Consider the following 18,823-nt stretch of genomic DNA (forward strand, 5'->3'; position numbering starts at 1 on the left):
TGCAAGCGCGTCGCGCTTGCAGGGTGCGAGAACTACCTTCTACCGGTTCTACTTACGCGATCGCGACGACCGGCTCCGTGCCGGCCGCTTCAGCGAGCGCAAGCGCCTTGTCCGTCGCTTCCCACGTGAATTCCGGCTCTTCGCGGCCGAAGTGGCCATACGCAGCCGTCTTCTCGTAGATCGGACGCAGCAGGTCGAGCATCTGGACGATGCCCTTCGGACGCAGATCGAAGTGCTCGAGCACGAGACGCTGGATCGTCGCATCCGACACCCGGCCCGTGCCGTACGTGTTGACCATCACGGAAGTGGGTTGCGCCACGCCGATCGCGTAGGAAACCTGAATCAGCGCACGCGACGCGAGGCCTGCCGCGACGATGTTCTTCGCCACATAGCGACCCGCATAGGCAGCCGAGCGGTCGACCTTCGACGGATCCTTGCCCGAGAACGCGCCGCCGCCGTGCGGAGCCGCGCCGCCGTACGTATCGACGATGATCTTGCGGCCCGTCAGACCGCAATCGCCCTGCGGACCGCCAATCACGAAACGACCGGTCGGGTTCACGAGGAACTTGATGTCGCCTTTGATCAGATCGGCCGGCAGCGTCGGCTTGATGATCTCTTCGATCACCGCTTCGCGCAGCGTGGACAGTTCGATTTCCGGCGCATGCTGCGTGGACAGCACAACGGTATCGATCGAATGCGGCTTGCCGTCAACGTAACGGATCGTGACCTGCGACTTCGCGTCGGGACGCAGCCACGGCAGACGGCCGTCGCGGCGCAGATTCGCCTGGCGCTCGACGAGGCGATGCGACAGGTGGATCGGCAGCGGCATCAGTTCCGGCGTTTCGTCGCACGCATAGCCGAACATCAGGCCCTGGTCGCCGGCGCCCTGATCGAGGTTGTTGTCGTGTGCGCGATCGACGCCTTGCGCGATGTCCGGCGACTGCTTGTCGTAGGCGACGAGCACCGCGCAGCCGCGATAGTCGATACCGTAATCGGTGTTGTCGTAGCCGATGCGCTTGATGGTTTCACGCGCGACCTGGATGTAGTCGACGTTGGCCGTGGTGGTGATTTCACCTGCCAGCACGACGAGACCCGTGTTACACAGCGTTTCAGCCGCTACGCGTGAGTATTTGTCCTGCGTGAAGATCGCATCGAGAATTGCGTCGGAGATTTGGTCCGCGACTTTGTCCGGATGGCCTTCGGAAACGGATTCGGAGGTGAAAAGAAAGTCGTTTGCCACGTTGCAGACTCCTTGTTATGTGGTTACGGGTTTGAGTTTCACGTAGCCAACTTCTAGAGCCTGAAGCGGCGACGCTTTAGCGGATTTCCTAACCGGCTGCGCCCCTCGAAAACCATTAATGGCCTTTTCAGCCATATTGGTTGACGAAAACAGAACGCTTTCGGCTTCGCCCCGCAAGTTGTCTATTAACTCGGCGAAGCCCTTATTATAGCGACTTCTTCTAATCGTCACAGAGTAACCACGCGTGCTGCATTCCTATCCGCCCCTGGTCCACCCGCGCGCCCGCTTATGCGCAGAGCCGCGCCGCGCGCGCTTTTCCGTCAATTCGAGTCGAGTGTTTGCATGCTGAGCCGCTTCGGGCCGAAGCTGGCCATCGGGCTGCTCAAATTCTTCGCGATCTTGCCCTACGGGTTCGTGGCACGGCTCGGCGACGGACTCGGCTGGCTGCTTTACCAGATTCCGAGCCGGCGCCGCCGCATCGTCCATATCAACCTGAAACTGTGCTTTCCCGAATGGAGTGACGAGGTGCGCGAAGACGTCGCACAGAAGCACTTCCGGCATGCGATCCGCAGCTATCTGGAGCGCAGCGTCCAATGGTTCGGCTCGGCGAAAAAGCTCGAAAAGCTCGTGCAGCTCGAAAGCGACATCGATCTGACCGATCCGAACCTGCCGCCCACGCTGTTTCTCGGCTTTCATTTCGTCGGTATCGAGGCGGGCTCGATCTTCCTCAATTACTCGCTGCGGCGGCCGTGCGGGTCGCTTTATCAGCCGATGTCGAATCCGGAACTCGAAGCCGTTGCAAAAGCGGCGCGCGGCCGTTTCGATGCCGAAATGGCCAGCCGCGCGGACAGCGCGCGTATCGTGCTGCGCTGGCTGCGCGATCGCAAGCCCGTGATGCTCGGCGCCGATATGGACTACGGCATGCGCAACTCGACCTTCGTGCCGTTTTTCGGCGTGCCGACCTGCACGCTGACGGCCGTCGGGCGTCTCGCGAAGGTCGGGCATGCGCAGGTGGTGCCGTTTATCGGCGAAGTGCTGCCGAACTACAAGGGTTACAAGCTTCGGGTCTTCAAGCCGTGGGACAACTACCCGACCGGCGACGACGAAGCCGACGCGCGCCGCATGAACGCATTTCTCGAAGAACAGATTCCGCGCATCCCCGAGCAGTATTACTGGGTGCACAAGCGGTTCAAGACGCGCCCGCCGGGTCAGCCGGGGTTTTATTGACGCGCACACGACACACGGCAGCGGTTCCGCGTCACTTACAATAGCGGCATGAAACTCAAATTCACCAAGATGCATGGCGCGGGCAACGATTTTGTCGTGCTCGACGGCTTTACGCGGCCCGTCAACCTGACGGCCGCGCACGTGCGCGCGCTCGCGAACCGGCATTTCGGCATTGGCGCGGACCAGTTGCTGCTTGTCGAAAAGCCGACCGTCGACGGCGTCGATTTCCGCTATCGCATCTTTAACTGCGACGGCGGTGAGGTCGAGCATTGCGGCAACGGCGCGCGCTGCTTCGTCAAGTTCGTGCGCGACACGGGTCTGACCGACGCACGCAGCGTGCGCGTGCAGGTGCCGAACGGGGTCATCACGCTGACGATGCAGGAAAACGGCGAGGTGACCGTCGATATGGGCACGCCGATATTCGAGCCGGCACGTGTGCCATTCGACGCGAGCGGCCTTGACGGTGAACATCAGCCGCGCCGCGAAGGCGCCGACACGCTCTGGCCGATCGACGTGAACGGCGCGACGCGCTGGGTGTCGGTGGTGTCGATGGGCAATCCGCACGCGGTGCAGGTCGTCGACGATGTCGAGGCTTTTCCGGTTACCACCGACGGTCCCGTCATCGAATCGCATCCGCGCTTTCCGCAGCGCGTGAACGCGGGGTTCATGCAGATCGTCGCGCGCAACGAGATCAGGCTGCGCGTCTACGAACGCGGCGCCGGCGAGACGCTCGCGTGCGGCACGGGCGCGTGCGCGGCGGTGGCCGCGGGCGTGCGGCGCGGCTTGCTGGACTCGCCCGTCACTGTGCACACTCACGGCGGCGTGCTGACCATCTCGTGGGCCGGCGGCGATGCGGCGCTGCTGATGGCGGGCCCGGCTGCAACGGTGTTCGAGGGCGAGATCGAGCTCGCCGACTGATTACCTTGACTGCCGCGCGGCGGGATCGCCTGCGCGGCCTTATGGCTGAAAACATGAACGATCGCGAAGTCGCCGACTACCTGCTCGCCAACCCCGAATTCTTCGCAGACCACGCGGAACTGCTCGCGACCATCCGTCTCGCGAACCCGCATGGCAAAGCCGCGGTGTCGCTGCAGGAAAGGCAGATGGAAATGCTGCGCGAGAAGAACAAGCTGCTCGAGCGGCGCCTCGCCGAACTGCTGCGCTACGGCCACGAGAACGACAGCATCTCGGCGAAGTTCAACCGCTGGACCGCTCGCGTGATGGCGGAGCGCGATCCGTATGCGCTGCCGCGCACGATCTCGCACGGCCTGCGCGAAGTGTTCGATGTGCCGCAAACCGCGCTGCGCGTGTGGGATGTCGCCGAGCCGTATCTGCAAGCAGACTTCACGCGTCAGGTCGGCGAGGAAGTGCGCATTTTCGCGGGCAGCCTCGCTACGCCGTATTGCGGCGCGAACACCGGGTTCGAAGCCGCGCAATGGCTCGGGCCGGCCGGGCCGGCCGTTTTGGCCGCGCCGCCGGGTGAAGGGTCGAGCGCGCCCGACGCCGTGAATGGGGCAAACGGGACGAACGGAGCCCACGGCGCGAACGGCGCGGGCAGCGACGCGATCGAATCGATCTCGCTGATCGCGCTGCGCGACCCGGAGCGCGACGAAACCGGCAACGTGTTCGGCCTGCTCGTGATGGGCTCGGCCGACCCGCGACGCTTTCACGACGGCATGGCGACCGACTTCCTCACGCAGATCGGCACGCTCGCCAGCGCCGCATTGAGCCGGCTGCTGCCGCGCTGATCATGCACCGTCGCTCCGTTCGCCGGGCACGCATCACCGGCCGCTCGCGCGCTAACGGAACACGCTCATCGTGACGCTCGCCGACCCGGTCGCCGCCTATCTGTCGAGTCTCGAACACGAGCGGCGGCTGTCCGCGCATACGCTGCGCGGCTACACGCACGAACTCGACGAGCTGAAGAAGCTCGCGAACGGCCGGCCTCTGGAAAGCCTGACGGCGACCGACATCCGCGGCGCCGTCGCGCGTGCGTACGCGGGCGGTCTCACCGCGCGCTCGATAGCGCACCGGCTGTCGGCATGGCGCGCGTTTTATCGATGGCTCGCGGGGCGCGTCGAACTGCCGGCCAATCCGGTCGCGACGGTGCGCGCGCCGAAGCAGCCGAAAACGCTGCCGAAGGCGCTGTCGGTCGACGATACGCACAAGCTCATGGAAGCGCCCGTCGCCGGCAACACCGAAGGCCTGCGCGATCACGCGATGCTCGAGCTGTTCTATTCGTCCGGCTTGCGGCTCGCGGAACTGGTCGGCCTCGACGTCCATTTCGCCGATGACGACGGTTATCGCTCGGCCGGCTGGCTCAAGCTCGATGCGGCAGAAGTCGAAGTGCTCGGCAAGGGCAATCGCCGGCGCGTCGTGCCGGTCGGCAGCAAGGCACTCGTTGCGTTACGCGCGTGGCTCGCCGTGCGCGGCGAGTTCGTCAAGCTCGATCCGCATCCGCTGTTTCTCAGCGCGCGCGGCAAGCGGATGTCGCCCAATGCCGTGCGCGAGCGCGTCAAGCGCATGGCGCTGCTGGCCGGCATTCCTGCTAATGTGCACCCGCACGTGCTGCGCCATTCGTTCGCGACGCACGTGCTGCAATCGAGCGGAGATCTGCGCGCAGTGCAGGAGCTGCTCGGCCACGCGAGCATCACGGCGACGCAGGTCTATACCGCGCTCGATTTTCAACACCTCGCGCAGGTCTACGATCAGGCGCATCCGCGCGCGAAAAAACGCGAATAGCGAAGGATGCGCGAAGCGCGCCGTGCCGCAAGGCGCGACCGACCGCTTAACCGCCAATCACCGCTGATGGCCGCGAGCTAGCCGCGAACTGGCTTCATCAGGCGCACGGGACGCAAGGCGCGCAGCGCTTCCCGTCATCCGCCCCAACGCACATTGTTCTGCTGAATACACCTAACACTCATGAATACCGTCACGCTCAAACCGTCGAAGGAAAAGTCGCTGTTGCGCCGCCACCCATGGGTCTACGCGAACGCGATCGATCGGGTCGACGGCAAGCCGGGCATCGGCGCGACCGTGCTCGTGCGCGCCCACGACGGCCGCTTTCTCGCGCGCGCCGCGTGGAGCCCGCATTCGCAGATTCGCGCACGCGTCTGGAGCTTCGACGAAGCCGAGCCGATCGACCACGCCTTCTTCAAGCGCCGCGTGCAGCGCGCGCGCGCGCACCGGCAGGCGATGGTGCGCGACACAGGCGCCGTGCGGCTGATTTTCGGCGAAGCGGACGGCTTGCCTGGCCTGATCGTCGACTACTACATCGCCGACGATGAAACCGCGCGCGGCCAGCTCGTCTGCCAGTTCATGGCGGCCGGCGTCGAGGCATGGAAAGACGCGATCGTCGCCGCGCTGACGGGCACGACCGGCTGCCCGAACGTGTACGAGCGGTCGGACGTATCGATTCGCGACAAGGAAGGACTCGAGCCCATCACCGGCGTGATGGCCGGCGACGCTCCGCCCGACACGCTGATTGCGAGCGAAAACGGCGTGAGATATCACGTCGACGTGCGCAATGGCCACAAAACCGGCTTTTATGTCGACCAGCGCGACAACCGCGCGCTCGTTCAGCAGTACGCGCACGATCGCGACGTGCTGAACTGCTTCTGCTACACGGGCGGCTTTTCGCTGGCGGCGCTCAAAGGCGGCGCGAAGCGCGTCGTATCGATCGATTCGTCGGGCGAAGCACTCGCGCTTGCGCAGCAAAACGTCGTAGCAAACGGCTTCGACCCCGCTCGCGCCACATGGCTCGACGCCGATGCGTTCAAGACGCTGCGACGCCTGGCCGACGAAGGCGAGCGCTTCGACCTCATCGTGCTGGACCCGCCGAAGTTCGCGCCCTCGCGCGAGCATGTCGACCGGGCCGCGCGCGCGTACAAGGACATCAACCTGAGCGGTTTCAGGCTGCTGCGTCCGGGCGGCCTGTTGTTCACGTATTCGTGCTCGGGCGCGATCGATGCTGATCTGTTTCAGAAGATCGTCGCGGGCGCGGCAGCGGATGCGCGTGTCGATGCCCGAATCCTCAAGCGCCTCGGCGCCGGCGTCGACCATCCGCTGCTGACGGCCTTCCCGGAAGGGGAATACCTGAAAGGCCTATTGTTGCAAATCACGTGATCGCCCATAGTTCTGACTGTTTCACGAGGGCGAACGGCGCCGGTATGACTTAGCCGAAACCGGGCGTTCGGCAGCGCCCCCGCAGATATGTTTCAATATCCGGCTCGATCCGCCGGGGCAGGGCTTGAATAAAGCTCAACAAGCCGGCGGTTCCCGCCCCCGATTCACACGTGGGTCTTATTTAGTCCGCTCATTGAGCCTATGAGATTCACCCCATACAGGACAGGCGACACGATATGGCGACCAACATGATTCCCGTGACCATCCTCACCGGCTTTCTGGGCAGCGGCAAAACCACGCTGCTCAAGCGCATCCTGACCGAGCAGCACGGCATGAAGATCGCCGTGATCGAAAACGAGTTCGGCGAAGAGAACATCGACAACGAGATCCTCGTGCAGGAGTCCGATGAGCAGATCATCCAGATGAGCAACGGCTGCATCTGCTGCACGATCCGCGGCGACCTCGCGCGCGTGCTGGCCGATCTCGCCGCGCAGAAGCAGGCGGGCAAGCTCGATTTCGAGCGCGTCGTGATCGAGACCACGGGTCTCGCGAACCCGGGCCCGGTCGCGCAGACGTTCTTCATGGACGACAGCATCGCCGACGAATTCCTGCTCGACGCGATCATCACGCTCGTCGATGCGAAGCACGCGAACCATCAGCTCGATGAACACGAAGTCGTGCAGCGCCAGGTCGGCTTCGCGGATCGGCTGTTCGTCACGAAATCGGATCTGGTCGACGAAGCGGCGCTCGGCGACCTGCGGCATCGTCTGATGCATATGAACCCGAAGGCGGCGATCAGGGTCGTGAACTTCGGCGACGCCGAGATCAAGGAAATTTTCGACCTGCGCGGCTTCAACCTCAACGCGAAGCTCGAGATCGACCCCGACTTCCTTGCCGAAGACGAGCACGATCACGACCACGCGCATGATCACGATCACGACCATGCCAGCTGCGATCACGAGCATGGCCATTGCGATCACGAAGGTCACGACCACGCGCATCACCACCACCATCACGCGCATCACGACGACAAGATCAAATCGTTCGTGTATCGCAGCGACAAACCGTTCGATCCGAACAGGCTCGAAGACTTCCTCGGCGGTATTCTGCAGATCTACGGCGAGCGGCTGTTGCGCTACAAGGGCGTGCTGTACATGAAGGGCGTCGATCGCAAGGTGGTGTTCCAGGGCGTCCATCAGATGATGGGCAGCGATCTCGCAGCCAAGTGGCTACCTGCCGAGAAGAAGACCAACAAGATGGTCTTTATCGGCATTGAGCTGCCGCAGGATCTGATCACCGACGGCCTCGACGCGTGTCTTGTCTGAGTTCGCGGCTTGAACTCGCGGCTTGAGTTCGCGGCCTGAATTCGCTGCCGCGCGGCAGGCGATCGTAACGGCCGTTGCGATCGCGCGAAACACGGGGAATTCCTGCGGTCTAACGTACGCAGGACCATCGCTTTTTAACAGTTGCCGCGTTATATTTTGTCGATATCCGGGGTCGTGACAGGGATTGCCCCGGATTGCGGGGCTGCATTGTGATTCAGTTACAATACAGCCCCGCTGGAGAATGAGAACGAATCGCCCGGTCAGCGCGCAACCGTGCCGGGCAAGCAAAGGCGCCGGAAAACCTGATCCGGGGAATACGCCGATATGCCGGCAGGCACGCCGGCTCATTACGCGCGCTGCCAGGGAAGCATTGCCTCAGGAGTAGCTGTATCTGTAGATCGGTTTCCAGAGGAGTTCGGCCCCGCATCGGCGCTTCGGCGTCACGACAGCCCACCGTCCGTGTTCGCCGGCGCGAGAATTGAGCGTCTTCAAAGCGACTTTGAAGCGCCTATGCGGGCAACACGAAAGTGCGGGCAAATCTCACCGTTTGCCTCACATTGAAGAAGCAAGCCAGATGACGACGAAACGACTCTTGACTGAAGCCGAAATCCTGAAGATGAGCGACAAGGATTACATGAACGAGGATCAGCTCGCTTTCTTCAAGAACCGGCTCGAGCAGCTGCAAGCGGAGATTCTCCGCAATGCCGGCCAAACCACCGAAAATCTGCGCGAAACCGTGATCGTGCCGGACCCGGCCGATCGCGCGACGATCGAGGAAGAGCATGCACTCGAACTGCGCACGCGCGATCGCGAGCGCAAGCTGCTGAAGAAAGTGCAGCAGTCGCTCGCGCGGATCGAATCGGGTGAGTACGGCTGGTGCGAAGAAACCGGCGAGCCGATCGGCATTCCGCGCCTTATCGCGCGGCCGACCGCCACGCTGTCGCTCGAAGCGCAGGAGCGCCGCGAGCTGCGCCAGAAGCTGTTCGGCGACTGAACGTCTGTCAGGCGCGGCGCGGGGTCCGCGTCCTTATCGCTGCTTCCTCGTGAGGCGCACGGGTTCGTGCGCCTCTTTTGTTTTCAGTTTCGTCTCCCGTCTCGATCGCAACCGCGTTGCAACCGCAACGACAGGTAAGCTTCACCGTCATCGGCGTTTGAAATCACGCACGATTTACCGGTCATTTCAGATTCTTCTGTCGAAATTCTCGGCAATTGCGCACGCCATTTCTGACGCGCTCATCACCACGGCCCCCTTGATATGGGCTCGTAAGCCCTAAAATAAACCGGATGCGTAGAACGCGCGCGCGTTGAAGAAACGTCGCGCGCCGTCCGCTGTCACGGATTTTCGCGGTGACGCAGCGCCGGCACCGCGTACCACCTGTTTTGCACAAGGAAGGAACGCATATGGAGCAATTTCACGGCACGACGATCGTCTCCGTGCGCCGCGGCGATAAGGTCGCGCTTGGCGGAGACGGCCAGGTCACGCTCGGCAATATCGTCATGAAGGGCGGCGCGAAGAAAGTCCGGCGCATCTATAACGGCAAGGTGCTGGTCGGATTCGCCGGCGGCACGGCCGACGCCTTTTCGCTGCTCGATCGCTTCGAAGCAAAGCTGGAAAAGCACCAGGGCAACCTCACCCGCGCGGCCGTCGAGCTCGCGAAAGACTGGCGCACCGACCGCATGCTGCGCCGGCTCGAGGCCATGCTGATCACTGCCGACGCGCAGACCACACTGGTCATCACCGGCAACGGCGACGTGCTCGATCCTGAAGGCGGCATCTGCGCGATCGGCTCCGGCGGCGCGTATGCGCAGGCCGCGGCCCGAGCGCTCACGGACAACACCGAGCTGTCGCCGCGCGAAATCGTCGAAAAGTCGCTCGAGATTGCCGGCGACATGTGCATCTATACGAACCACAATCGCGTCATCGAGACGATCGAGTAAGGACCCACGATGAGCACCATGACTCCCGCCGAGATCGTCTCGGAACTCGACAAACACATCATCGGTCAGGACCGCGCGAAGAAGGCCGTCGCCGTCGCGCTGCGCAATCGCTGGCGCCGTCAGCAGGTCGCCGACCCACTCAGGCAGGAAATCACGCCGAAGAACATTCTGATGATCGGACCGACCGGCGTCGGCAAGACCGAGATCGCACGGCGTCTCGCGAAGCTCGCGGACGCACCGTTCATCAAGATCGAAGCGACCAAATTCACCGAAGTCGGTTACGTGGGCCGCGACGTCGACAGCATCGTGCGCGACCTGATGGAGATTTCGGTCAAGCAGACGCGCGAGACGGAAATGCGCAAAGTGCGCACGAAAGCGCAGGACCAGGCCGAAGACCGCATCCTCGATATCCTGCTGCCGGGCGCGCGCCCGGTCGGCTTCGGCTCGGGCGGCGCCGAGCATCACGACGAACCGAGCTCGACGCGCCAGACATTCCGCAAGCGCCTGCGCGAGGGCCAGCTCGACGATAAGGAAATCGAACTGGACATCGAGGCGCCCGCAAGCGGCATGGACATCATGGGTCCGCCCGGAATGGAAGACATGACCGAGCAGATCCGTTCGATGTTCGCGAATCTGGGCGGCGGCAAGAAGACGCGCCGCAAGCTCAAGGTGAAGGAAGCGTTGAAGCTGCTGACCGATGAGGAAGCGGGCAAGATGCTCAACGACGAGGAAATCAAGACGCGCTCGGTACAGAACGTCGAGCAGAACGGCATCGTGTTCCTTGACGAAATCGACAAGATCGCGTCGCGCAACGAAGCGGGCGGCGGCGAGGTGTCGCGTCAGGGCGTGCAGCGCGATCTGCTGCCGCTCGTCGAAGGCACGACGATCAACACGAAGTACGGGATGGTGAAGACCGATCACATCCTGTTTATCGCTAGCGGCGCATTCCATCTGGCCAAGCCGAGCGATCTGATTCCGGAACTGCAAGGGCGCTTTCCGATTCGCGTCGAGCTTGATTCGCTGTCGGTGAAGGACTTCGAAGCGATTCTGGTCGCCACCGACGCGAGCCTCGTCAAGCAATACCAGGCATTGCTCGAAACCGAAGACGTGCACCTCGAATTCGCCGACGACGGCATCCGGCGTCTTGCGGAAATCGCGTTCTCCGTGAACGAGAAGACCGAGAATATCGGTGCGCGGCGGCTTTATACGGTGATCGAAAAGCTGCTCGAGGAAGTGTCGTTCTCGGCCGGCAACCATGCGGGCACGAATGTCGTGATCGACGGCGCGTATGTCGACCGCGCGCTCAACGAAGTGGCCGACGACGAAGATCTTTCGCGCTACGTGCTGTAATTCTCAGCGCGCGTTACGCTGCGTGGTCCGTATGTAGTTTGGCGAAATTGAAACGGGCGGCTTCGTGAGAAGCCGCCCGTTTTTCTTTGCCGCTCGCGGCATCCATGACGCTTGTGCGCGCCACGTCGCGCCGACGCCAGCCGAACGCTATTGCTTGACCGGCCGCTTCGCGAGCTTGCGCTGCAAGGTGCGTCGATGCATGTTCAACGCGCGCGCGGTCGCCGAAATATTGCCGCTGTTTTCCGCCAGCACGCGCTGGATATGTTCCCACTCGAGCCGCGCGACCGACAGCGGCGTCGGATGCTCGATCGCCTCTTCCGCCTGCACCGCGCTCGCTTCGCTTTGCAGCGCCGCGAGTATCGTCTCCACATTGGCCGGCTTCGCCAGATAGTTGTCCGCACCGTCCTTCACCGCCTGCACCGCGGTCGCGATGCTCGCGTAGCCGGTCAGCACAAGCATGCGCGCGTTCGGCTGCAGCTCGCGCAACGGCGCGACAAGATTGAGGCCCGAGTCCTTGCCCAGATGCAGATCGACGGTGATCTGGCCGAACTTCTGCTGGTTCGCGAGGCGAATCGCGTCGTCCGCGTTGTGTGCCTCGGCCACCGTGTAGCCACGCCGCGTCAGACCGCGCGCGAGAATGCCGGAGAACACCTCGTCATCGTCGATCACGAGGAAATTCATGTCGCTCATGCTTGTTTCTCCTTGTTGGACGACGCCAGGCCTTTATCGGCCGCGCCGGATGAATCGTAAGCCGCGACCGGCAGCCGCAGCACCGCGCGCGTGCCGCGCGGCGTGACTTCGCGCGGCCTCGTGTCGCGCGCATCGGTGAGCTCGATCGAGCCGCCCAGGCGCGCCGCCGCCGAAAACGCGAGATACAGGCCGACGCCGTGGCCGCCCTGCGTGCTGTCGACCGGCGCCGTGCCGAGCGACGCGCGCAGCGAGGCGGGAATGCCGGGCCCGGCGTCGCACACTTCGAATTCGATCGCGCTGCCGTGTTCGACCAGCGACGCTTTCAGCGTGACGTGATCGCGGCTCGCGCGCGCGGCATTGTCGAGCAGGATGGTCAGGATCTGGCTGACGGCGACCGTGTCGTCGACCACGGCGCCGGCCGGGGCCGCGGCAAGCGTATCGAGCTCGACATGCGGGTGACGCAGCCGCCATTGCTGCACGAACGAATCGAGCCACTCGCCGACCGACTGGCGGCTGCCCGGCGCCGACGCCCGGCTGCGCAGACGCGCGAGCGCTGAAGTGCACATCGACATCTGCTGCTCGAGCAGATCGATATCGGCTGCATACGGTTTGAGCCCCGTGTCGGTGCGCGCCGCGTCGCGCAATTCTTCGGTGAGCATCGCAATCGTGGACAACGGCGTACCGATTTCGTGCGCGACGGTCGCCGCCTGCACGCCGAGCGCGACCGCGCGCTCGTCGCGCAACAGCCGCTGCTGCGCGTCGCCGAGCGCCGCATCGCGCTGGCGCAGCGCCTGCGACATCCGCGCGACGAACCACGCGATCAACCCGACGCTGACCGTGAAGTTCACCCACATGCCGGCGCGGTAGTAGTCGAACAGGTTCGCCGGGTTATCCAGATTGAGCGGCACCGATTCGAAACCGAGCACTGCGTAGCATGCGACCGCGAACGCGGCGAGCCAGATCATCAGGTGCCACGGCAGCACGGCTGCCGCGATCGCGAGCGATGGCAGGTACAGCGAAACGAATGGATTGGTTGTGCCGCCGGACAGGAACAGCAGCGCCGATAGCGCACCGAGATCGACCCACAGTTGCCCGAACAGCTCGAGGTTCGACTCGGGCCGCTGCATCGAGACGCGCAGCCACGTAAAGCCGTTGAAGATCACCTCGAGACCGATCACGAGCAGCATCGCGGGCAAAGGCAGCGTGACGCCGACGAAAGTCTGGACGAACGCGATGGTCAGCAACTGGCCGATGATGGCGAGGCTGCGCAGCCAGAAAAGATGCTCGAGATTGACCCGGCCGGTGTTCATGATGCGGTGCATCGTGTCAGTTTAACCGCTCAAAGGGCCGGTTCGGGCTACGCAGGGTGCGCCGCGTCATTGTGTCACTGACGCAACACGTGGGGCTGCTGAGAGCCTGGCCCGGCCTGGCCCGACCGGACCGCGGCGTCCCGCTTCGGTCAATCGTCCGCGGCCGCGGCTGCCGCCGGATCGTTCTGCGCGCGTGCAATTTCCTCGGCGAGGCACTCGGGGCACAGGCAGCGGCTGCCCGCTCTGAGCTTGTCGGCGGGAAGCGGCGGCATCGCGCGGCACCAGCAGTCGGTGGTTCGCGCTTCCTGTCCGCAGTCGAATGCACGGCCGCAGCGCGGGCAGCGGCCGCTTTTCGGGTCGCGCGCGCTTTTCGGGTCGCGCAATCCGGCCGCGCGGGACGAGGCTGTCGATCGGGGAGCAGACGGATTCATAAACGGCGCGATGAAACCGGTGGGGGACGAGGAAATGATGCCACGTCTGGCCGGTCAGCAGAACCGGCGGCGCCACCGCAGTGTCGATTTCATATGAACGCGCGACGCACGCGGAATGGCGACCGGCGCACGCGTTTTTGCGCTGCAACCGGACCGCGTGCCGAGGCATCGAAACGACCGCGGTAAAGCGCATCGCGCGCCATGAAACGCGCGCTGCCGGCACGCTGCGCACGCCGCAACAACGCTTGCCAAAAACGCTGTTGCAGCGCGCCACGCGTGTACAATTCGCCCTTGTTTTCACTTGTCCCCGCCGAGCCGCCGCCATGTCCGAGCTTTCCGACCTGTCCCAGATCGCGCCCACACTGAAGGCCGAAATTCTGGCCGAAGCGTTGCCGTACATCCGCCAGTACCACGGCAAGACCGTGGTCATCAAATACGGCGGCAACGCGATGACCGAAGAGCGTCTGAAGCAGGGCTTCGCGCGCGACGTGATTCTGCTGAAGCTGGTCGGCATCAACCCGGTGATCGTGCACGGCGGCGGCCCGCAGATCGACCAGGCGCTGAAGAAAATCGGCAAGCAGGGCACCTTTATCCAGGGCATGCGCGTCACCGACGAAGAAACGATGGAAGTCGTCGAATGGGTGCTCGGCGGCGAAGTGCAGCAGGATATCGTCACGCTGATCAATCATTTCGGCGGCCACGCGGTGGGCCTGACGGGCAAGGACGGCGGCCTCATCCATGCGCGCAAGCTGATGATGCCGGATCGGGACAATCCGGGGCAGTACATCGACATCGGCCAGGTCGGCGAAGTGGAATCGATCAATCCGGCGGTCGTCAAGGCATTGCAGGACGATGCGTTCATTCCGGTTATCTCGCCGATCGGCTTCGGCGAAGACGGCCTTTCGTACAACATCAATGCCGACCTCGTCGCGGGCAAGCTCGCGGTCGTGCTGAACGCCGAGAAGCTCGTCATGATGACGAATATCCCCGGCGTGATGGACAAGGAAGGCACGCTGCTCACCGATCTCTCCGCGCGCGAAATCGACGCGCTGTTCGCGGACGGCACGATTTCGGGCGGCATGCTGCCGAAAATCTCGTCGGCGCTCGACGCAGCGAAGAGCGGCGTGCGCTCGGTGCACATCATCGACGGGCGCATCGAGCACTCGGTGCTGCTCGAAATCCTGACCGAGCAGCCGTTCGGCACGATGATCCGCTCGCATTGAGCGAAGGCTGCGCATCTCGCGGTAAATCGGCAGTAGACCCGCAGTAGATCTTTCGGCGGCAAGCAAACCCCGCCGCCGGCCCGGGCGGTTCTCGCCCGGGCAGCATCACCCACCGATACACCACCAGCAAACCTGGACATGCCCCGTGCCGCAATGCGCACAATAAGGGGCATACTGATGACTTCGGTCATCTGACCTTGTTTAACGGCGCAATCGATCGCGTGTTCGTCTCCGCGACCGGCCGGCGCCGACCGCCCGTCCGCCCCACCTATTCCAACAATGCGCCACGCTCACAAGAGACGCCGCCCGAAGATCGAAGCCGGCAACCCGGTCTGGCTGTTCGACCTCGACAACACCTTGCACCGTGCGTCGCACGCCATCTTCCCCGCCATCAACACCGCGATGACGCAGTACATCATCGATGCGCTGCAAGTCGAACACGAAGAAGCCGACCGGCTGCGTGTCGGCTACACGCAACGTTATGGCGCGACGCTGCTCGGTCTTGCACGTCATCACCCGATCGATCCTCACGATTTTCTGAAAGTTGTCCACACGTTCCCCGGCGATCTGCGCTCGATGCTGCGCAGCGAACGCGGCCTCGCGCGGCTGATCGCCGCGCTGCCGGGCCGCAAGATCGTGCTGACAAACGGCCCGCAAGCCTACGCGCACGCGGTGCTCGCCGAATTGCGCATCGGGCGTCTGTTCGAGCGCGTGATCGCCGTCGAGCATATGCGCGACCGGCGCGGCTGGCGCGCGAAGCCCGACCCGGCGATGCTGCGCAAGGCGCTGCGCGATGCACACGTGCGCGCAGCGGACGCGATTCTCGTCGAAGACACGCGCGGCCACCTCAAAAGCTATAAGCGGCTTGGCCTGGGCACGGTCTGGATTGTCGGGCACCTGCCGCGCCGTACCGGCGCGGACGGCGTTCCGGCGCGGTTGCCGGGCACGGGGCGCCCGCATTATGTCGACCGCCGCATTCGTTCGTTAAAATCGCTACGACTGGGCAACCGCTCGGCGCGACTGAAGGGACGACAGACATGCAGCCGATCCGCAAGCATGACGAGGCCGTAACCGAAGACCAGCCCGACCAACCTGGAACGCACAGCATCGCCGCCGACGGCAACGGCCAGGGCGGCCGCGCCACACGCCTGAAGCCGGGCGAGCGCCGCGTGCACATTCTGCAAACGCTAGCGGCGATGCTCGAGGCGCCGAAAAACGAAAAGATCACCACCGCCGCGCTGGCCGCGCGGCTAGGCGTCTCCGAAGCGGCGCTGTACCGGCACTTTGCAAGCAAGGCGCAGATGTTCGAGGGGCTGATCGAATTTATCGAGCAGTCGCTCTTCGGCCTGATCAACCAGATCGTCGCGAAGGAGCCGAACGGCGTGCTGCAGGCGCGCGCGATCGCGCTCACGCTGCTCAATTTCTCCGCGAAGAATCCCGGCATGACGCGCGTGCTGACCTGCGAGGCGCTCGTCGGCGAGCACGAGCGGCTGACCGAGCGCGTCAACCAGATACTCGAGCGGATCGAGACGTCGCTGAAGCAATGCCTGCGCGTGGGATTGACGGAAGCGAACGCGCAGCAGAACGGCGACAGCACGCATGCGGCGCAAGCTGTGCAAACGGCGAGCGCGGTAAGCGTGATCGAAGAAGAAAGTGTCGATGGCGTAGACGGCGAGCGCGCCGCACCGCTCGAGCCGCAAGCCATCGCGCCGGATACCGCGACCGCGGCAGCACCTGAAATAACCGTGCCGCTGCCCGCCGGCTACGACCCGGCCGTGCGCGCCAATCTGCTGCTCAGCTATATCATCGGCCGCTGGCACCGCTATGTGCGAAGCGGCTTCGCACGCACACCCGGCGAGCATGCGGACGCGCAGCTGCTTCTGATCCTGCAATGAGCCGCATGCCATGACCGGGCGGTGCCGATGCACCCCCGTCGACGCTGCCGCTACAGTTTTTCCGCTATACTCATCGCCTGATTGTTGCAGCGGCCGACGCGTCGACGTTGCAACGAAACCACCTGCATTACCCTGAAAACTTGTTGTAGCGCGCCGATTTGCTGACTCGATTGCGGGCGCGCGAACCTGCCGGACTCATGGTCTGCGGTTCACATAAATGCGGCTAAAGAGGTCGTCAGCGCGAAATCGCCTCTCTTGCGCGTCGCCGACACCATTTAGCCGCCCAGCAATCGTCACAGGCGGACATAAATGGAATCGATCGGGATCGTCGCTCCACAAAAAATGCATTTCAACGAGCCGCTGCCACTGCAAAGCGGCAGCTCGCTCGCCGACTACGACCTCATGGTCGAAACCTACGGCACGCTTAATAGCGAGCGCAGCAACGCGGTGCTCGTCTGCCACGCGCTGAACGCGTCGCATCATGTGGCGGGCGTCTATGCCGACAATCCGAAGGACGTCGGCTGGTGGGACAACATGGTCGGGCCCGGCAAGCCGCTCGATACGAACCGCTTCTTCGTGATCGGCGTGAATAACCTCGGCTCGTGCTTCGGCTCGACCGGACCGATGAGCATCGACCCGTCGACAGGCCGCCCGTACGGCGCGAGCTTTCCCGTCGTCACGGTCGAAGACTGGGTGAACGCGCAGGCGCGCGTGGCCGACGCATTCGGCATCGAGCGCTTCGCCGCGGTGATGGGCGGCAGCCTCGGCGGCATGCAGGCGCTCGCGTGGAGCACGATGTACCCGGACCGCGTCGCGCACTGCATCGTGGTGGCGTCGACGCCGAAGCTGTCCGCACAGAACATCGCGTTCAACGAAGTCGCGCGCTCGGCGATCCTGTCGGATCCGGATTTCCATGGCGGCGACTACTACGCGCACGGCGTGAAGCCGAAGCGGGGCTTGCGCGTCGCACGGATGATCGGCCACATCACATATCTGTCGGACGACGATATGGCGGCGAAATTCGGCCGTGCGCTACGACGTGCCGAAGGCGCGCTCGACGTCTACAACTTCAGCTTCGACGTCGAATTCGAAGTGGAGTCCTATCTGCGCTACCAGGGCGACAAGTTCGCCGACTACTTCGACGCGAACACCTATTTGCTGATCACACGCGCGCTCGACTACTTCGATCCGGCCAAAGCCTTCGACGGCGACCTGACCGCGGCGCTCGCGCACACCAAGGCGAAATACCTGATCGCGAGCTTCACGACTGACTGGCGCTTTGCGCCCGCGCGCTCGCGCGAGCTCGTGAAGGCGCTGCTCGATCACAAGCGCCACGTGACGTATGGCGAAATCGACGCGCCGCACGGCCACGACGCATTTCTGCTCGACGACGCGCGCTATCACAACCTGATGCGCGCCTACTACGAACGCATCGCGGCAGAGGTGAACGCATGAACCAGCAAGCCTTCGAATTCCTCTCGTCGCGCGCAGACTTCCGCGCGATCGCGCGCTGGGTCGAGCCGCGCGCGACAGTGCTGGACCTCGGCTGCGGCGACGGCTCGCTGCTCTCGCTGCTGGCCGAAGAACTCGAGGTGCAGGGGTACGGCATCGAGATCAACGACGCGGGCGTGCTGGCCGCCACGAAAAACGGCGTCAACGTAATCCAGCAGAATCTCGAAGACGGCTTGCGCCTCTTCGAGGACGGCAGCTTCGATTTCGCGATCCTGTCGCAGACGCTGCAGACCATTCATCAGACCGCGGCGATCCTGCGCGAGACGGTGCGCGTCGGCAAGGAGTGCATCGTGTCGTTCCCGAACTTCGGCTACTGGTCGCATCGGCTGGCCGTCGTACAGGGTCGGATGCCGGTATCGAAATCGCTGCCTTATCAATGGCACAACACGCCGAACGTGCGTGTGCTGACCATTAAAGATTTCGAAGCGCTCGCACCCGAAGTGGGCATTGAAATTCTCGATCGCGTCGTGCTGCACGGTGGCCAGACCGTACGTTGGGGCGTGAACTGGCGTGGTAGTCTTGCGGTCTATCGCGTCAAGAAAATCTAACGCCACCGC

General features: G+C 63.7%; 18 protein-coding genes. 14 read left to right on the plus strand and 4 right to left on the minus strand.

Annotation, left to right across the window (positions count from 1 at the left end):
- Window positions 1-52: 52 nt before the first annotated feature.
- A complete protein-coding gene (gene metK, locus KZJ38_RS00545; RefSeq protein WP_075155495.1) occupies window positions 53-1,240 on the minus strand; it encodes a methionine adenosyltransferase in 1,188 nt (395 codons plus the stop codon).
- A gap of 342 nt (window positions 1,241-1,582) precedes the next feature.
- On the opposite strand from metK, the gene KZJ38_RS00550 reads away from it, so the two are divergent.
- From KZJ38_RS00550 to hslU, 9 genes are all read left to right on the plus strand, one after another.
- Window positions 1,583-2,467 carry a lipid A biosynthesis lauroyl acyltransferase gene (locus tag KZJ38_RS00550; protein WP_246641592.1) on the plus strand — a complete coding sequence of 295 codons (885 nt, stop codon included), beginning with the start codon at window positions 1,583-1,585 and terminating at the stop codon, window positions 2,465-2,467.
- 48 nt (window positions 2,468-2,515) lie between these two features.
- Entirely contained in the window at window positions 2,516-3,385 is an 870-nt protein-coding gene (gene dapF, locus KZJ38_RS00555) for a diaminopimelate epimerase (protein WP_219798308.1), read from the plus strand.
- 53 nt (window positions 3,386-3,438) lie between these two features.
- Window positions 3,439-4,215 (plus strand): DUF484 family protein, encoded by a 777-nt coding sequence (locus tag KZJ38_RS00560; RefSeq protein WP_219798309.1) that lies wholly within the window; start codon window positions 3,439-3,441, stop codon window positions 4,213-4,215.
- Between the two features lie 70 nt (window positions 4,216-4,285).
- A complete protein-coding gene (gene xerC / locus KZJ38_RS00565) occupies window positions 4,286-5,209 on the plus strand; it encodes a tyrosine recombinase XerC (RefSeq protein WP_219798310.1) in 924 nt (307 codons plus the stop codon).
- Between the two features lie 180 nt (window positions 5,210-5,389).
- The gene (locus tag KZJ38_RS00570) at window positions 5,390-6,592 is read left to right on the plus strand and encodes a class I SAM-dependent rRNA methyltransferase (protein ID WP_219798311.1); all 1,203 of its coding nucleotides are present in this window, start codon (window positions 5,390-5,392) and stop codon (window positions 6,590-6,592) included.
- 248 nt (window positions 6,593-6,840) lie between these two features.
- The gene (locus tag KZJ38_RS00575) at window positions 6,841-7,917 is read left to right on the plus strand and encodes a CobW family GTP-binding protein (protein WP_219800047.1); all 1,077 of its coding nucleotides are present in this window, start codon (window positions 6,841-6,843) and stop codon (window positions 7,915-7,917) included.
- A 574-nt stretch (window positions 7,918-8,491) separates the two neighbouring features.
- Window positions 8,492-8,911, plus strand: a complete 420-nt coding sequence (dksA, locus tag KZJ38_RS00580; RefSeq protein WP_175226179.1) for an RNA polymerase-binding protein DksA — start codon at window positions 8,492-8,494, stop codon at window positions 8,909-8,911.
- 407 nt (window positions 8,912-9,318) lie between these two features.
- Window positions 9,319-9,855, plus strand: a complete 537-nt coding sequence (gene hslV, locus KZJ38_RS00585; protein ID WP_219798312.1) for an ATP-dependent protease subunit HslV — start codon at window positions 9,319-9,321, stop codon at window positions 9,853-9,855.
- A gap of 9 nt (window positions 9,856-9,864) precedes the next feature.
- Complete coding sequence (gene hslU / locus KZJ38_RS00590; protein ID WP_219798313.1) at window positions 9,865-11,205, plus strand: ATP-dependent protease ATPase subunit HslU; 1,341 nt, start codon at window positions 9,865-9,867, stop codon at window positions 11,203-11,205.
- A gap of 147 nt (window positions 11,206-11,352) precedes the next feature.
- Here the strand turns inward: hslU and KZJ38_RS00595 are convergent, their stop codons facing one another.
- From KZJ38_RS00595 to KZJ38_RS00605, 3 genes are all read right to left on the minus strand, one after another.
- The gene (locus tag KZJ38_RS00595; RefSeq protein ID WP_219798314.1) at window positions 11,353-11,895 is read right to left on the minus strand and encodes a response regulator transcription factor; all 543 of its coding nucleotides are present in this window, start codon (window positions 11,893-11,895) and stop codon (window positions 11,353-11,355) included.
- The gene (locus KZJ38_RS00600) at window positions 11,892-13,217 is read right to left on the minus strand and encodes an ATP-binding protein (RefSeq protein WP_219798315.1); all 1,326 of its coding nucleotides are present in this window, start codon (window positions 13,215-13,217) and stop codon (window positions 11,892-11,894) included. Before KZJ38_RS00600 ends, KZJ38_RS00595 begins: the two co-directional genes overlap by 4 nt.
- Before the next feature lie 137 nt (window positions 13,218-13,354).
- Window positions 13,355-13,588 carry a cysteine-rich CWC family protein gene (locus tag KZJ38_RS00605; RefSeq protein WP_425518278.1) on the minus strand — a complete coding sequence of 78 codons (234 nt, stop codon included), beginning with the start codon at window positions 13,586-13,588 and terminating at the stop codon, window positions 13,355-13,357.
- 371 nt (window positions 13,589-13,959) lie between these two features.
- Between KZJ38_RS00605 and argB the strand changes: the two genes are divergently transcribed.
- The 5 genes from argB (at window position 13,960) to metW (ending at window position 18,814) form a co-directional block, all read left to right on the plus strand.
- Window positions 13,960-14,859 carry an acetylglutamate kinase gene (gene argB, locus KZJ38_RS00610; RefSeq protein ID WP_175226173.1) on the plus strand — a complete coding sequence of 300 codons (900 nt, stop codon included), beginning with the start codon at window positions 13,960-13,962 and terminating at the stop codon, window positions 14,857-14,859.
- Between the two features lie 279 nt (window positions 14,860-15,138).
- Window positions 15,139-15,930, plus strand: coding sequence for a pyrimidine 5'-nucleotidase (locus KZJ38_RS00615; protein ID WP_219798317.1), 792 nt, complete (start codon window positions 15,139-15,141; stop codon window positions 15,928-15,930).
- Window positions 15,897-16,754 carry a nucleoid occlusion factor SlmA gene (gene slmA / locus KZJ38_RS36315; protein WP_246641593.1) on the plus strand — a complete coding sequence of 286 codons (858 nt, stop codon included), beginning with the start codon at window positions 15,897-15,899 and terminating at the stop codon, window positions 16,752-16,754. The genes KZJ38_RS00615 and slmA overlap by 34 nt, the downstream gene beginning before the upstream one ends.
- 309 nt (window positions 16,755-17,063) lie before the next feature.
- Entirely contained in the window at window positions 17,064-18,209 is a 1,146-nt protein-coding gene (gene metX, locus KZJ38_RS00630) for a homoserine O-succinyltransferase MetX (protein ID WP_219798318.1), read from the plus strand.
- Window positions 18,206-18,814: a methionine biosynthesis protein MetW gene (gene metW, locus KZJ38_RS00635; protein WP_219798319.1), complete on the plus strand. Its 609-nt coding sequence runs from the start codon at window positions 18,206-18,208 to the stop codon at window positions 18,812-18,814. Before metX ends, metW begins: the two co-directional genes overlap by 4 nt.
- The last annotated feature ends 9 nt before the right edge of the window (window positions 18,815-18,823 follow it).

The organism is Paraburkholderia edwinii, assembly GCF_019428685.1.
Lineage (GTDB): Bacteria > Pseudomonadota > Gammaproteobacteria > Burkholderiales > Burkholderiaceae > Paraburkholderia > Paraburkholderia edwinii.

Bases quoted from the DNA above. Each gene is read 5' to 3' on its own strand.
- KZJ38_RS00550 (WP_246641592.1), top strand. From the start codon at position 1,583: ATGCTGAGCCGCTTCGGGCCGAAGCTGGCCATCGGGCTGCTCAAATTC.
- dapF (WP_219798308.1), top strand. From the start codon at position 2,516: ATGAAACTCAAATTCACCAAGATGCATGGCGCGGGCAACGATTTTGTC.
- KZJ38_RS00560 (WP_219798309.1), top strand. From the start codon at position 3,439: ATGAACGATCGCGAAGTCGCCGACTACCTGCTCGCCAACCCCGAATTC.
- KZJ38_RS00570 (WP_219798311.1), top strand. From the start codon at position 5,390: ATGAATACCGTCACGCTCAAACCGTCGAAGGAAAAGTCGCTGTTGCGC.
- KZJ38_RS00575 (WP_219800047.1), top strand. From the start codon at position 6,841: ATGATTCCCGTGACCATCCTCACCGGCTTTCTGGGCAGCGGCAAAACC.
- dksA (WP_175226179.1), top strand. From the start codon at position 8,492: ATGACGACGAAACGACTCTTGACTGAAGCCGAAATCCTGAAGATGAGC.
- hslV (WP_219798312.1), top strand. From the start codon at position 9,319: ATGGAGCAATTTCACGGCACGACGATCGTCTCCGTGCGCCGCGGCGAT.
- hslU (WP_219798313.1), top strand. From the start codon at position 9,865: ATGAGCACCATGACTCCCGCCGAGATCGTCTCGGAACTCGACAAACAC.
- KZJ38_RS00595 (WP_219798314.1), bottom strand. From the start codon at position 11,895: ATGAGCGACATGAATTTCCTCGTGATCGACGATGACGAGGTGTTCTCC.
- KZJ38_RS00600 (WP_219798315.1), bottom strand. From the start codon at position 13,217: ATGCACCGCATCATGAACACCGGCCGGGTCAATCTCGAGCATCTTTTC.
- argB (WP_175226173.1), top strand. From the start codon at position 13,960: ATGTCCGAGCTTTCCGACCTGTCCCAGATCGCGCCCACACTGAAGGCC.
- KZJ38_RS00615 (WP_219798317.1), top strand. From the start codon at position 15,139: ATGCGCCACGCTCACAAGAGACGCCGCCCGAAGATCGAAGCCGGCAAC.
- slmA (WP_246641593.1), top strand. From the start codon at position 15,897: ATGCAGCCGATCCGCAAGCATGACGAGGCCGTAACCGAAGACCAGCCC.
- metX (WP_219798318.1), top strand. From the start codon at position 17,064: ATGGAATCGATCGGGATCGTCGCTCCACAAAAAATGCATTTCAACGAG.
- metW (WP_219798319.1), top strand. From the start codon at position 18,206: ATGAACCAGCAAGCCTTCGAATTCCTCTCGTCGCGCGCAGACTTCCGC.